The 13,480-nt window shown below is 69.3% G+C and carries 9 protein-coding genes, 1 tRNA gene and 1 pseudogene; 5 read left to right on the top strand and 6 right to left on the bottom strand.

Annotated features, from left to right (window positions below):
• Nucleotides 1-116: 116 nt before the first annotated feature.
• Together AXA68_RS04470 and AXA68_RS04465 are read left to right on the top strand one after the other, a co-directional pair.
• Entirely contained in the window at nucleotides 117-623 is a 507-nt protein-coding gene (locus AXA68_RS04470) for a LutC/YkgG family protein (RefSeq protein WP_066413332.1), read from the top strand.
• Nucleotides 624-2,834 carry an LUD domain-containing protein gene (locus AXA68_RS04465; RefSeq protein ID WP_066413329.1) on the top strand — a complete coding sequence of 737 codons (2,211 nt, stop codon included), beginning with the start codon at nucleotides 624-626 and terminating at the stop codon, nucleotides 2,832-2,834.
• A gap of 49 nt (nucleotides 2,835-2,883) precedes the next feature.
• On the opposite strand, the gene AXA68_RS04460 is transcribed toward AXA68_RS04465, so the two are convergent.
• Complete coding sequence (locus AXA68_RS04460; protein ID WP_066413327.1) at nucleotides 2,884-4,020, bottom strand: aminopeptidase; 1,137 nt, start codon at nucleotides 4,018-4,020, stop codon at nucleotides 2,884-2,886.
• Between the two features lie 265 nt (nucleotides 4,021-4,285).
• Between AXA68_RS04460 and AXA68_RS04455 the strand changes: the two genes are divergently transcribed.
• A complete protein-coding gene (locus AXA68_RS04455; protein ID WP_066413326.1) occupies nucleotides 4,286-4,675 on the top strand; it encodes a DUF2237 family protein in 390 nt (129 codons plus the stop codon).
• Between the two features lie 89 nt (nucleotides 4,676-4,764).
• Here the strand turns inward: AXA68_RS04455 and pepF are convergent, their stop codons facing one another.
• The 4 genes from pepF to AXA68_RS04435 all read right to left on the bottom strand — a co-directional run bounded on the left by pepF (nucleotide 4,765) and on the right by AXA68_RS04435 (nucleotide 11,417).
• Entirely contained in the window at nucleotides 4,765-6,564 is a 1,800-nt protein-coding gene (gene pepF / locus AXA68_RS04450; RefSeq protein ID WP_066413325.1) for an oligoendopeptidase F, read from the bottom strand.
• 97 nt (nucleotides 6,565-6,661) lie between these two features.
• Complete coding sequence (rimI, locus tag AXA68_RS04445; protein ID WP_066413322.1) at nucleotides 6,662-7,135, bottom strand: ribosomal protein S18-alanine N-acetyltransferase; 474 nt, start codon at nucleotides 7,133-7,135, stop codon at nucleotides 6,662-6,664.
• A gap of 103 nt (nucleotides 7,136-7,238) precedes the next feature.
• Nucleotides 7,239-9,725 (bottom strand): efflux RND transporter permease subunit, encoded by a 2,487-nt coding sequence (locus tag AXA68_RS04440; protein ID WP_066413319.1) that lies wholly within the window; start codon nucleotides 9,723-9,725, stop codon nucleotides 7,239-7,241.
• Complete coding sequence (locus AXA68_RS04435; protein WP_066413317.1) at nucleotides 9,726-11,417, bottom strand: COG1361 S-layer family protein; 1,692 nt, start codon at nucleotides 11,415-11,417, stop codon at nucleotides 9,726-9,728. It lies immediately after the preceding gene.
• A gap of 240 nt (nucleotides 11,418-11,657) precedes the next feature.
• Here AXA68_RS04435 and AXA68_RS04430 point away from each other — a divergent pair, with 240 nt between their 5' ends.
• Both AXA68_RS04430 and AXA68_RS04425 read left to right on the top strand, forming a co-directional pair.
• Nucleotides 11,658-12,266, top strand: a complete 609-nt coding sequence (locus AXA68_RS04430; RefSeq protein WP_066413314.1) for a TetR/AcrR family transcriptional regulator — start codon at nucleotides 11,658-11,660, stop codon at nucleotides 12,264-12,266.
• Nucleotides 12,267-12,316: 50 nt separating this feature from the next.
• Nucleotides 12,317-12,389, top strand: a tRNA-Arg gene (locus AXA68_RS04425).
• Between the two features lie 338 nt (nucleotides 12,390-12,727).
• Here AXA68_RS04425 and AXA68_RS17555 read toward each other — a convergent pair.
• Nucleotides 12,728-13,093 (bottom strand): annotated as a pseudogene (locus tag AXA68_RS17555) (type II toxin-antitoxin system death-on-curing family toxin); the annotation flags it as partial.
• Nucleotides 13,094-13,480 lie beyond the last annotated feature (387 nt).

The following is a 13,480-nucleotide window of genomic DNA, read 5'->3' as shown; positions in this document are numbered from 1 at the left end:
TCTCGTCGTGGAGATATCGCTGCGGAGCGTGAGACTGGAGCGCCGCCGACGCGAGCACCCGTGCGGATCGGTGAGGAGGGAAACGCCCATTAGGCAGTTTCCTGAACCGGTAACACATGCCAACCGAACCGCTCGCGACCTTCGAGTCGTCGCTCACCGAGATCGGGATCGAACTCGTTCGAACGACGGCCGAGGGGTTCGAGTCGGCACTCTCGCCGCGTCTCGACGCCCCCGCGGTCGGCACGCCGCTCCCGTTCGCGGGCGTCTCCCTGCCGGACGCCGTGGAGACCGATCCGACGGTGGCGGACCTCGAGGCCGCGAGGACGGGCGTCACGGCCGCCGGGTACGGCGTCGCCGACTACGGCTCCGTGGTGATCCGGGGCGGCCCCGCCGGCGAGGAGCCGGTCAGCCTCTACGCCGACGAACACGTGGCCGTCGTCGCCGCGAGCGACGTCCTCCCGGACATGGAGGCGACGTTCGACCGGCTCGCCGAGGACGTGCGCGAGGGAACCGGACGGGCCGTCATCGCGACGGGGCCGAGCGCCACCGCGGACATGGGCGCGCTCGTGAAGGGCGCGCACGGTCCGATGGAGGTCACGGTCGTGCTCCTGGAGGACCGGTAGATGGCCGTCGACGACCGCCGGCGGAAGGCCGAGCGCATCCGCCACCTCCTCGAGACCGAGGGCGACAGCGTCCGCGAGAACACGCGGGTGTTCAACGAGGGCCGCTACGAATCGACCGCGGACCTCGACGACTACGAGGAACTCAAAGACGAGGCCCGCGCGATCAAGGAGGACGCGATCGAACGGCTCCCCGAACTCCTCGACCGGGTCACCGAGGCGGTCGAGGCCAACGGCGGCAGCGTGTACCTCGCCGACGACGCCGCCGACGCGAACCGGTACATAACCGAGGTCGTCGACGGCCGGAACGTGGTGAAATCGAAGTCGATGACGAGCGAGGAGATGGACGTGAACGACGCCCTCGAGGAGAGCGGCGCGGACGTCCGGGAGACCGACCTCGCCGAGTTCGTCCTCCAGGTCGCCGACGAGGCCCCCTCACACATCGTCGCGCCGGCCATCCACAAGTCCCGCGAGGAGATCGCGGACCTGTTCAACGAGGTGTTCGACCCGGAGGAACCCCTCGAGACCGCCGAGGAGCTGACGCGGTTCGCCCGCGAGTACCTCGGCGAGGAGATCCTGGACGCCGAGGTGGGCATGACCGGCGCGAACTTCGTCGCGGCGGACACCGGCACGCTCGCGCTCGTCACGAGCGAGGGCAACGCCCGGAAGTGCGTCCAGGCCACGGACACCCACGTCGCGGTCGCGGGCGTCGAGAAGGTGATTCCGAGCGTCGAGGACCTCCGGCCGTTCGTCGAACTCATCGGCCGGTCGGGGACCGGACAGGACCTCACCTCCTACGTCTCGCTTCTCACGCCGCCCGGCGACTCGCCGACGTTCGGGGGGAGCGGCGAGTCCGGCTCCCCCGGCGATCGCGACCTCGAACCGGGCGACGACCGCGAGTTCCACCTCGTGCTCATCGACAACGGCCGCATGGCGATGCGCGAGGACGACGACCTGCGGGAGACGCTGTACTGTATCCGGTGTTCGGCCTGTGCGAACTCGTGTGCGAACTTCCAGCACGTCGGCGGACACGCCTTCGGCGGCGAGACGTACTCCGGCGGCATCGCCACCGGCTGGGAGGCCGGCGTCCACGGCCAAGAGAGCGCCGCCGAGTTCAACGACCTCTGTACGGGGTGTAGCCGCTGTGTGAACCAGTGCCCGGTGAAGATCGACATCCCGTGGATCAACACCGTCGTCCGCGACCGGATCAACCGCGGGACGGACGGCGAGTTCGACTTCCTCGTCGAGGGGCTCACGCCGGACGCGGAGCCCGGCGGGCTCGACCCGCAGAAGCGGCTGTTCGGGAACTTCGATACGCTGGCGAGACTCGGGTCCGCGTTCGCGCCGGTCTCGAACCGGATCGCGCGGAGCGGTCCCGTCCGCTCGCTCATGGAGCGGACGCTCGGCGTCGACCGCCGCCGCGAGCTTCCGGCGTTCGAGCGCGAGACCCTCGTCGAGTGGTTCGAGGCCCGCGGCCCGCGGGTGTCGCCCGACGAGGCGCGTCGGACCGCCGCCCTCTACCCCGACGCGTACACGAACTACGTGCGGACCGAACGCGGGAAAGCGGCCGTCCGCGTCCTCGAGGCGCTGGGCGTCCGCGTCGAGGTCCCGGCCGCCGGCGAGAGCGGCCGTGCGCCGCTCTCACAGGGAATGGTGTCGACGGCCAGGTCGAACGCCGAGGCCGTCTACGAGGCGCTCGCACCCTCCCTCGCCGCGGGTCGCGACGTCGTCGTGATCGAGCCGTCGGACGTCGCGATGTTCCGCGGGGAGTACGAGCGGCTCCTCCCCGAGGACGAACACGCCGCGCTGCGGGAGGACAGCTACGAGGTCATGGAGTACGTCCACGGCCTCCTGGCGAACGGCGCGGACGCCGACGCGCTCGCGGCGGGCGACGGCGAGCGGATCGCCTACCATAGCCACTGCCAGCAGCGCACGCTCGGCCTCGAGCCGCACACGGTCTCGGTCCTCGAGGAGCGCGGCTTCGACGTCGCGACCTCGGACGTGGAGTGTTGCGGCATGGCCGGGAGCTTCGGCTACAAGTCGGAGTACTACGACCTCAGCGTCGACGTCGGCGAGTCGCTCGTCGACCAGTTCACGACGGACGACACCGCGGACCGCGCCGTCGTCGCGAGCGGGACCTCGTGTCTCGAACAGCTCGACGCGCTGCTCTCCCGCCGGCCCGCACACCCGGTGCGGCTGCTCGACGCGCGGTAGCTCGGTCGCCGGCCGCGCGACCCGGCGTCTCGACGCGGGTCGCCGGAGGTCAGCCGTCGAAACCGTCCTCCCACCGGAAGGTCCCGTTCCGCTGGACGACCTCGCCGTCGACGGCCATCGTCGAGTCCGCGCTCACGTCGCTTATCATGTCGACGTGGACCGCGCTCTCGTTGCCCGACTCGCCGTCCGGCAGACAGGCGTCGTAGGCGCGGCCGACCGCGAGGTGGACCGTGTCGCCCATCTTCTCGTCGAAGAGGATCGAGTCGGTGAAGCGGTCTATCCCGCGGTTCATCCCGATGCCCAGCTCGCCGAGCCGACGAGCGCCGGGGTCCGTCTCGAGCACGCTCTCGAGCGCCTCCTCGCCGGAGTCGGCCGAAAAGTCGACCACTTCGCCGTCCTCGAAGACGAGGCGCACGTCCCGGACGCGGGTCGACTCGATCGTCATCGGCACGTCGAAGAAGATCTCCCCCTCGGCGTCGTAGGGGGCCGTGAACACCTCGCCGGAGGGCAGGTTGTGCGAGTCGTAGGCGACGGAGGCGGCGGAGTTGACCGCGGTCCGCCCCGCGATCGACATCGTCACGTCGGTGTCGGGCGCGTCCGCGCGCTCGGTGCGGATCCGGACCTCCTCGCCCGAATCGAGGACCTCCTTCATGCGGGCCATCTCCCCGGCGAGCGCCTCCCAGTCGCGGAGGATCGCGTCGTAGACGAAGTCTCTGTACTCCTCGTAGGCCATTCCCGCCTGCTGGGCGAGGCTCCGGGTGGGATGGACCGTCGACACCCAGTCGGTGGCCATCCGGCGCTCCCTGACCTCCTTTCGGGATCTCGCGTAGGCTTGCCGCGTCTCGCGGCCCACGTCCGCGGTCGCGGCCGTGTTGCGCCCGCCGCCGAGCCGGAGGTAGACGTCGGCCGCCTCGAGGAGGGCACGGTCGACGGCGGGGTCGGGGAACTCCGGGGCGTCGTCGCCGCTCGCGCTCTCACGCTCGCGGCCCTTCAGGTACGCCCGGCTCAGCTCGTCGGAGCCGTACAGCGTCGTCACGGCTGCCCCCCTCTCGCCGAGCGCCTCGGCGACGGCGACGCCGAGGTCGTGGGCGTCCTCGGCGACGCTCACGACGACGTGGTCCCCGGGATCGACCCGCGCGCTCCAGTCGACGAGCACCTCCGCGTGCTCGCGTACGCGTTCGTCCATGAGAGGCGAGTCGCGGGCGGGCGGTAAATCGGTGCCGGCGCGGTGAACGGTTCGGAAGCCTCCACCTCCCACCGCACGGCACCGCACCTCACGCCTCCCCAGCCTCGTCGCTCCCTTCGGTCGCGACTCCCTCGCGCGGTACTGCTCGGCCGCGAAGCGACCTCGCAGGCACGCGCCACCGCAGGTGGCTTGTGGGTTCCGGACACGCCGCGGACGAGGAGATCTCCGAGGCCGGCTTTTTATTCGCGCGCCTCCACCCGAGCGTATGGCCGACCGGAACGTCCACGGGGAGGAACTCGCCGCCTGTAGCACGGACCCGACGACCGGCTTCGAGCGCGACGGCTGCTGTGGGACCCACCCCGGCGACCGGGGCCGACACGAGCTCTGCGCGGTGATGACCGAGGAGTTCCTGCGGTTCAGCCGGGAGCAGGGGAACGACCTCGTGACGCCGCGCCCCGAGTTCTCCTTCCCCGGACTCGACCCCGGCGACCGGTGGTGTCTCTGTCTCGGCCGCTGGGTCGAGGCGCTTTCGGCCACGCGGGACCGGCGGCTCCCGGAGACGACCGTTCCGCCCGTCGTCCTCGAGGCGACCAACGAGGCCGTCCTCGACACGGTCGACCTGGAGACGCTCGAGGCGCACGCCTACGACGCGTGATAGTGTTTATTGTAAGTCATTTCCGGCGCTCCCCCGACCCGTCCTGGCGGAGCCCCGGTAAACGGTTACAATAAACACTAGAGACCTCGCTACTCCAAGTCCAGCAGCGCCGCGACCTCGTCGAGGTAGTCGTCGTAGATCCCGACGGCCGACTCGATCGGGTCGGGCGAGGCCATGTCGATCCCGGCGAGTTCGACGACCTCGAGCGGGTAGTCGGATCCCCCCGCCTCCAGCATCTCGCGGTAGTCGGCCGCGGCGGACTCGCCCTCCTCGAGGACGCGCTCGACGATCGCGGCCGCCGCGGAGATGCCGGTCGCGTACTGGTAGACGTAGAAATCATAATAGAAGTGCGGAATTCGCTCCCACTCGCGCTCGATGCCGCCGGTGAGCTCCGCGGGGTCGTAGTACTCGCCCTTGAGGTCGGCGTAGGTCTCGTCGAGCACGTCGGGCGTGAGCGCCTCGCCGGCCTCGACGCGCTCGTGGATCCGCTGTTCGAACGTCGCGAACATGGTCTGCCGGAACAGGGTGGACCGGAACCGCTCGAGGTACTCGTCGAGCACGTGGGTCCGGAGCTCCTCGTCCTCGACGGTCTCGAGCAAGTGGTGGGTGAGGAGCGTCTCGTTGACCGTGGAGGCGATCTCGGCGACGAAGATCTCGTAGCTCGCGTCGTGCCACGGCTGGGCGTCGCCCGCGAGTTCGGAGTGCATCGAGTGGCCCAGCTCGTGTGCCAGCGTGTACATCGAGGCCACGTCGTCCTGGTAGTTCATCAGGACGTACGGCTGGGTGTCGTAGGTGCCCGAGGAGAACGCGCCGGAGCGCTTCCCGCGGTTCTCGTAGACGTCGACCCACCGGCTCTCGAGCCCCTCAGCCATCCGCTCCTGGTACGCCTCGCCGAGCGGCGCGACCGCCTCGACGACCCACTCGACCGCCTGGTCGTACTCCACGTCGGGGCCCTGATCGCCCGTCAGTGACATGTAGAGGTCGTGACTCTCCAGGGTGTCGACGCCGAGGGCCCGCCGTTTCAACTCGGCGTGTCGGTGGAGGGTGTCGAGGTTGCCGCCGACCGTGTCGACGAGCGTGTCGTACACCTCGACCGGGACGTTCGAGCCGTCGAGGGCGGCCTCGCGGGCGGTGTCGTAGTCGCGGATCCCCGCGCTCGCGACGTGTTCGCGCACCGCCTTCTCCAGGGAGGTGCCCACCGTGTTGCGGACGTCGGCCCACTCGTCGTAGAAGGTCTCGTGGACCCGGCGGCGGAAGTCGCGGTCCGGGTTCGTCTGGAGCTTCGTGAAGTTGGCCTGGGTGATCTCGACTTCCTCGCCGTCGGGGTCCTCGACGACGCCGTAGCTCATGTCCGCGTTCGTCAGCATCGAGTAGATCTCGCTCGGCGCGCTCGTGACCTCCGAGAGGTCCGCGAGCACCTCCTCGACCTCCGCCGAGCGCGTGTGCGGTTTCATCCGCAACACGTCCTCGAGGTAGTGTTCGTACGCGGCGAGGTCGGGCTCCGCCTCGAGGAACTCGGCGAGCCGCTCCGCCGTGAGCGACTGGAGCTCCGGCTGGAGATACGAGATCGCGCTCGACGCCTCGGACTGGAGCGAGGACGCCCGCGCCGACATCGCCTGGTACTCCTGGTCCCGCGTGTCCTCCGCGCTCCGGAGCCGGGCGTACACCGCGACCGCCGACAGCTCGCGGAACACCTCCTCGCGGAGCTCCAACAGCTCGAGGAGCGTCTCCGGACTCTCGGTGACGCGCCCCTCGTAGGCTCCGAGCTCGTCGATCCGTCCCTCCACGTCCTCGTAGGCCGCCGCCCACGCCTCGTCGTCGGCGAAGACGCTCTCGAGGTCCCACTTGTACGCCTCGTCGATCTCGGACCGCTCGGGAACCGAACTCATACGTCCCCGTCGATCCCCCCCGGCACTAAGCCTTGTCAAAGGGGGTATCGGGTCCCCGGAGACCGGACGGCCGCGGGCGGCCGAACCCGCGAGGCGGTCACCCGCCGCGGACCCAGTCCGCGAGGTCGACCACGAGGACGAGCGCGTCCTCGCCGTCGCGGTAGTACCGCCTCGCCCGCCGGACCGGCTCGAACCCCTCGGCCGCGTACAGCGACCGGGCGGGGTCGTTCCCCTCGCGGACCTCGAGTTTGGCGACGGCCGCCCCCGCGGTGCGGAGCCGCGCGAGCCCGGCGCGCAACAGGGCCCGCCCGACGCCTCGCCCACGGGCGTCGGGGCGGACCGCGAGGTCCTTGACGTGCCCGATGTCGCGGCCGGCGTTCGGAGTGACGTCCGCGACGAGGTAGCCGAGGACCTCGCCGTCCCGCTCGGCGACGAGGAACGCCGGCGCGTCGATCAGCCGCTCGAAGGCGTCGTACGGCCAGGGGTCCGAGAAGCACTCGCGTTCGATCCGGAGCACCGCCAGGAGGTCGGCGCGCTCGACCGGCCGGATCGTCACCTCGGCGGGGGTCACGTCCGCGCTTCGGGAGCCCCCGGAATAAACGCGACGGGCGCGGTCGGCACGCGACCCGGGACGCGATCCCGGCCGGTCGACCGCCCGGCGCGGCGGCGCGGGGTCACGCCTCGCCGGTCGGCTCGACGGGGTCGGTCGGGTCGGCGGTCGGCGATCCGGACCGAAGCCGGTCCCAGAGGAACAGGGCAGGGGGGAGCGCGATCACGGAGATGACGAACGAGTAGAACACGCTCATCGCGATCAGGACGCCGAAGTCGCCGAGCACGGGCGTGATCGCGAGCCCGAGCGCGCCGGTCCCGAGCGCGGTCGTGAGCATGCTGCCGACGAGCGCCCCGCCGGTCCCCGTGAGCGTCGTCCGCAGCGAGGTCGCCACGTCGCCGTTCTCGCGGTACTCGTCGACGAACCGGGCGGTGATGTGGACCGAGTAGGCGATCCCGATCCCGATCGCGATGGAGAGGATCGTCGCCGTCAGGGCGTTCAGCGGATAGCCGAGGTACCGCATCGTCCCGACCAGCGACGTGACGGCGATCGTGATCGGGAACACGTTCACGATCCCGAGCATCGGCATCCCCTCCAAGACGCCGTAGGTGATCACGAGGAACACGCCGCTCAGGCCCACGGCGAGCACGAGCCCCTGGATCGCCGAGTCGAAGATGATCGCCGTGATCGCGTCGAAGACGACGATCTGGCCCGTCGCCGTCGCCGCGTAGCGGTACCGCTCCGCCTGCTGCCGGCCGTCGTCGGAGATCTCGCTCTGGGTCGCGCCGCTCTCGACGGTGTACTCGACCTGCGCGCCCCGGCGGTCGTCGGTGAGGTACTGGCCGGCCCGTTCGCCGGCCGACGAGTCGAACAGCTCCGCGTAGATCCGCTCGAGGTTCCGGTCGGGGATCCCGTTCCCGTTCAGGTCGTTGCGGGCGACGAGCGCGGCGAACTCCTCGTCGTTTGCCGCGTGTGACCGGATGACCGTCACGATGCTCGTCGTCTCCGCGCGTCCCCCCTCGCCGACCGCCAGCGTGTCGGGCGGGTCGTCGGTCGGCGCGGCGAGCGCCTCCAGCGCGTGGTCCTCCTCGAAGGGCCCCTCGACGTACACCGTGAGCGACGCGTCCTGGCTCGCCGAGAAGCTGTCCTCGAGCAGGTTCAGCGTCTCCGTGACCGTGTACTCGCTCGGCGCGAACGGTCCGGGGATGTACTCGACGTACCCCGGCTCCTCCTCCGGCGGGAGGAAGTCCTCCTGTTCGAACGTGGTGTCGACGCCCGCGCCGTACGCCCCGAACGCCCCGCCGGTGAGAAGCAGGAGGACGACGAAGACCGCCGGGGCGCGCTGGCCGACCGACACCGAGACGGCCAGCAGCCGGCCGAGCGCGGACTCCTCGGAGGCGATCGGGGTGGTGCCGAACTCCGGCACGCCGTACCGCTCGCGGAGCCGGTCGAGCTCGAGCTTCGCGGCCGGCAGGAACAGCCCGAAGATGAGGAACGTGAAGACGATCCCGACCGCCGAGACGATCCCGAGGTTCCGGATCGGGTCGAGCCCGGAGGTCACGTTCGCGCCGAAGCCGAACACCGCGGTCACGGTGACGATGACGAACGCGATCGCGAGCTGGTTCGCCGCGGTCCGCATCGCCGGCACCGGGTCGTACCCCTGGACGGTCTCCTCGCGGTACCGGTTGATGAAGTGGATCCCGAAGTCGACCCCGACCGCGAGCAGCAGCACCGGCACGGCGATCTGCTGTTGGTCGAACGGGATCCCCGAGAAGCCGAGGAACCCGAACGTCCAGATCAGCGTCATCAACAGCGCGAACAGTCCGAGCGCCAAGTCGATCGGGTCGCGGTACGCGACGACGAGGAAGCCCAGAAGCAGGACGACGACGACGGGCATCACGATGAGCAGCGAGTCGGCGATGACCCGTCCCGTCTCGGCGTTGATGATGCCGGTCCCGAAGGTGCGGATGTCGGCCGGCTCGTCGTTCGCGAGCGTCCGGATCTCGGTCTGTACCGACTGGAGGTCGTCGAACCCCTGCGGCACGTCGTGTCTGATCACCGTGATCGTCGTCGAGGCCGACGTCTCGGTCGGGTTGAAGTCGTCCGAGACCGCCGCGGAGAACCCCGGACGCTCGCTCAGCCGCCGGACGACCCGGCGGAACTCGGCGTCGGTCGCGCCCGCGACCGCCGCCCGCATCTCCGACGGCGTCTCCGCCGAGGGGTCGATCCCCTGCGCGATGGCCGTCGCCGGGCCGTTCGCGGACGCCATGTAGAGGCCCTCGCGGGAATCGACCCGCTCCAACAGCCGCAACATCACCAGCGTCTCCTCGCGGGTGAGGACGTCGTTCCCGCCGTGGATCAGCTGCGTCGTCTCCGTCTCGGCCGTGAACGGCTCGTCGAACTCGTTTTCGATCGCGTCGAGCGCCTCCTGTTCGGGGAGGTCCTCGGAGAACCCCTCCGTCGGGTTCGTCTGCGTCTCGACGGCGGTCATCCCGCCGGCGAAGACCGCGGTCGCGAGCAGGAACGCGACGACGACGGCCCGCGGCCGCGAGACGATGACTTCGTTGAGTCGCGTGGTGGCGTCCTCGATCCACCGTCCGGCTCGGGTCATCTATTCTCTCTGTGTGACGTAGAGGCCGCCCCCGAGGACGGCGAGCGCGACGAGGACGCCGAGCACGAGCGGGAGCGTTCCGATCCCCGACAGCGGGGAGCTCTCCTCGGCCTCGACGACGGTTATCGGCACGCGGGTCGTGTCCGACAGCTGGCTGTCGCCGTCGGCGTCGTCGTACCGGAAGTCGAACGAGATGGGGTACGTCTTCGGCGTCCCGGAGGCCGACGCCGACAGGTCGAACGTCATCGTGGTCGACTCGCCCGGCTCCAGCGTCGACACGAACCCCTCGTCGTTCTCGCTGTCGAGCGGGCTGTCCGCGAACAGCCGCGCCTCCACGTCCGTGACCGGCTCGTCCAGCTCGTTCGTCACCTCGACGGCCAGATCGACCTGCCCGCCGGCTTCGATCTCGCGCGTCTCGACGGCGAGCCCGAACTGATCGCGTTGCGGCTCGACCGCGTACAGCAGCTCGAGGTCCTGATAGGCCCGCCGTTCGTTCTCCTCGTTGCGGTACTGGACGACGATATCGGAGGTCCGGTCGATCGGCTCCGCCTCGCCGCCGACCGCGATCGGCAGCCGGAACGACCCGGACTCGCCCGCCTCGAGCGTCCCGACCGCGACGGACGACTCCCGCGGGATCACGTTCGGCGACTCCTCGGCGAACTGGACGACGACGTTGCGCGCCGGGTCCGGCCCCTCGTTGGTTACCGTGCCGGACACCTCGCCCTGCTCGCCGACGTAGAGGTCCGCCTCCACGTCGTCGACGCTGAACCGCTGTTCGGCCCGCGGCGTCACCCCGACCGACGGGTCCTCGTCGACGCGCGCGTATCCCTCCGGCGTCTCGAAGGTGACCGTCCCGTCGAGGGCGTACTCCCGGACCGACGCCCCCGGCGTGAACGCGACGTCGTAGCGGACGGTCGTCGTCTCGTTCGGCGCGAGCGCGTCGACCTGTGCCGTGTCGCTCGTGGTTCCGCCGAACGTGATCTGGGGGCTCGACGACGACATGGCCACCGACAGGTCGCGCGCGCCGTCCGCGCCGACGTTTCGCACCTCCGCCTCGAGGACGCCCGTCTCGCCGACCTTCGCGTCGGTCGTCGCGTTCACGATCTCGAAGCGTGCGTCGCCGTCGACCTCGACATCGACCTCGGTCGTGAGCGTCCGCTCCCGGTCGTAGGTCACCCCGCCCGACTGCTGGTAGGTGTAGGAGTACTTCACCTCGACGTCGATCGTGTACGTTCCCTCCGCGACGTCGCTGGGGACGCTCACGGCGATCGGCGCCTCGCCCGGCGCGTTCTCAGTGACGGCGCCGATCGCGAGCGTCCCGGTCTCGACGGAGAGCGGCGTCTCCTCCGCGTCCGCCTCGACGCGGACGTTCCTCGCGGTTGTCACGATCTCGCGCGACGACGAGGTACCGAGGTCCAGGTCGCCGTCGTTGGTGATCTGGAGCGGAAGCGTGTTGATCTCGCCCGGGTTGAGCGTCGGATCCGACGTGCTGACGGCCAGATCCGGGGAGCCGCGGATCAGCCCGCCGGACTGCTGAGCCGTCGTCGTCGGAGCCGTGGCGTCGCCGAGACCGCTTCCCGCTCCGCCGGACCCCGCCCCGCCGCCGGTCGTCGCCGCGACGGCGAGACCGGCCGTCCCGCTCGTCAACAGCGCCACGGACACGAGGGCGACGAGGATCGACCGCCCGTTCATCCGTTCCTCCGGTCGGCGACCGCGGGGGATCGATGCCGCTCGGTCCGGTTCGAAGCCGCCCGAAGGATCGGACGGTCCGTCCGGCAACCGACGAGTTCGGGGCGACCTCCGGCGAGGTCCTGCGTGCGTCTCATATACCGAACGTGAATCCACGAATCAATAACACCTTTGTTTTTGGGTTCGTACTGCCGCCATGATCAACGCGATACGCCACCGGCGACTCCACACGGGAGGAGGCCGATGAGTCGGTTCTCCGAGTCCGAGCGCGAGCGGATCCGGTCACAGCTCGTCGAGGACGGTCGCGAGCTGTTCGCCCGGTTCGGCTTCGACCGCACCCGGATCAAGGACGTCACCGAGTCGGTCGGCATCGGCACCAGCACCTTCTACCAGTTCTTCGACTCGAAGGAGACGCTGTACGTCGCGGTGCTCCACGCCGAACAGGAGCGGATCGAGGCGCACATCGACGCGGCGGTCTCGGAGGCCGAGACGCCACGCGAGGAGGTGAAGACGATGCTCCGCACCACGTTTCGGGAGGTCCGGTCGAACCCGCTCGCCTCCCGGCTGATCGTCGGGGGCGAACTCCAGCAGCTACACGACCAGCTCTCCGAGGAGGACCGCGAGTCGATCGGGTCCGATCCCCGCGAGGCCGAACTCCCCTACGCCAGCCGCTGGGCGGCGATGGACGAGGTCCGGTACGACGACCCCGACCTGATAAACGGGCTGCTCCGCTCGCTGATCTTCGTCACCCGCGCGCAGGACTCCCCCATCGCCGTCCTCCACGTCTCCGAGTACGAGGAGGTCGAGGCCGCCCTGATCGAGACGATCGTCGACGGGCTGTTCGTCGACTGAGAACCGGGAGTCAGAAGCGTTAAACGCTCGCCCGAACGACCACTTCGTGAGGGCGCGTAGCTCAGCGGACAGAGCACTTGGTTCCGGACCAAGATGCCGCGGGTTCAAATCCCGTCGCGCCCGTTACATAACCTCTTGGTACGGATACATGGCAAACAACCGGACAGCGCCGGTTACTCGTCTTCGAGAGCGTCGTAGACGTCCCGGTTCGAATCCCGGTCGTCCGCCGCGACCCGCCGAACCAGTTCCCGCCGGATGTCCTCCATCACGTCGTCAAGCGGAGAGGTAGTTTCCGCGCCTTCCTTGGTAGTCATACCTGAACGGACGCTTCGAAGGCCGTTAATCGTTCGGTCCGAGGGATCGCCGGTCAGCCGGTCCAGCCCGTACCGAACGAGTTCGTCTCGCCACTCCTCGATCTCACCGGCCAGATCCAGCTCCTCGGTGTGGGATCGCAGATACTCGGTGGTGTCCTCCTCATCGACGGCCGTCTCGTCCGTCCCGAACCCTTTCAGAATCGCTCTCACTTCGTCGTCGTACTCGAACCGATACCCGTTGAGGAAGTAGAAGACGACCGTCACGTTGAGCGCAGTCCGTTTGTTCGCATCGACGAACGGGTGATTGGCGACGAGGAGCCGGAGGAGGTGGTACGCCTTCTCGTGGATGGTGTCCGGTACGGAACCGAAGCTGCCCGATTCGATGTAGTTCAACGCGAACGCGATGTCACCGCGGTTCCGAACACCGGCGGGAGTGTCGGGGTACTCCGCGACGACGTCGTCGTGGATGCCGACGACGTCCTCGACGGACGGGTACCACAACGAGTCGGCCATTCGATGTAACGTCGTTGCTGTACGAGTGTAGATGTTGCTATGGATGATCCGAGTGAGCGATGTCAGAAACCACCGTTCTCAGGACGCCGATCTCGACCGCCTCACGCCTGAAAGCTCCAGTCGTTCGACAGTCGAAGTAGCGCCCGCCGCGCCCGCCTTCTCGCGGGACGGTCAACGACCAACAGCGAACGCACCGCAGAGGCGTCTTTACTACCAAATACGCCGAATAAGGGATCCGTGAAGCGGCGTCTCGGATCGGATTGAACACGCCGCGTATCGCGACCCCCTCAGGTCGGGCGATCGGGTTCATCAGGGAGTGATCCTTGGATGATTGACCTCCGGCCCGGCTCGTCGGAGCCGGGAGTCTGTCGGGAGTGTGGCCCACGC

It is taken from the genome of Halorubrum aethiopicum, assembly GCF_001542905.1.
In the GTDB taxonomy this organism is placed as follows: domain Archaea; phylum Halobacteriota; class Halobacteria; order Halobacteriales; family Haloferacaceae; genus Halorubrum; species Halorubrum aethiopicum.
Note: the sequence above shows the minus strand (reverse complement) of the source record. Positions and strands in the feature narration are given on the sequence as shown.

Excerpts from the sequence above, each read along its gene's own strand:
- AXA68_RS04470 (WP_066413332.1), top strand. The coding sequence starts at position 117 with ATGCCAACCGAACCGCTCGCGACCTTCGAGTCGTCGCTCACCGAGATC.
- AXA68_RS04465 (WP_066413329.1), top strand. The coding sequence starts at position 624 with ATGGCCGTCGACGACCGCCGGCGGAAGGCCGAGCGCATCCGCCACCTC.
- AXA68_RS04460 (WP_066413327.1), bottom strand. The coding sequence starts at position 4,020 with ATGGACGAACGCGTACGCGAGCACGCGGAGGTGCTCGTCGACTGGAGC.
- AXA68_RS04455 (WP_066413326.1), top strand. The coding sequence starts at position 4,286 with ATGGCCGACCGGAACGTCCACGGGGAGGAACTCGCCGCCTGTAGCACG.
- pepF (WP_066413325.1), bottom strand. The coding sequence starts at position 6,564 with ATGAGTTCGGTTCCCGAGCGGTCCGAGATCGACGAGGCGTACAAGTGG.
- AXA68_RS04440 (WP_066413319.1), bottom strand. The coding sequence starts at position 9,725 with ATGACCCGAGCCGGACGGTGGATCGAGGACGCCACCACGCGACTCAAC.
- AXA68_RS04435 (WP_066413317.1), bottom strand. The coding sequence starts at position 11,417 with ATGAACGGGCGGTCGATCCTCGTCGCCCTCGTGTCCGTGGCGCTGTTG.
- AXA68_RS04430 (WP_066413314.1), top strand. The coding sequence starts at position 11,658 with ATGAGTCGGTTCTCCGAGTCCGAGCGCGAGCGGATCCGGTCACAGCTC.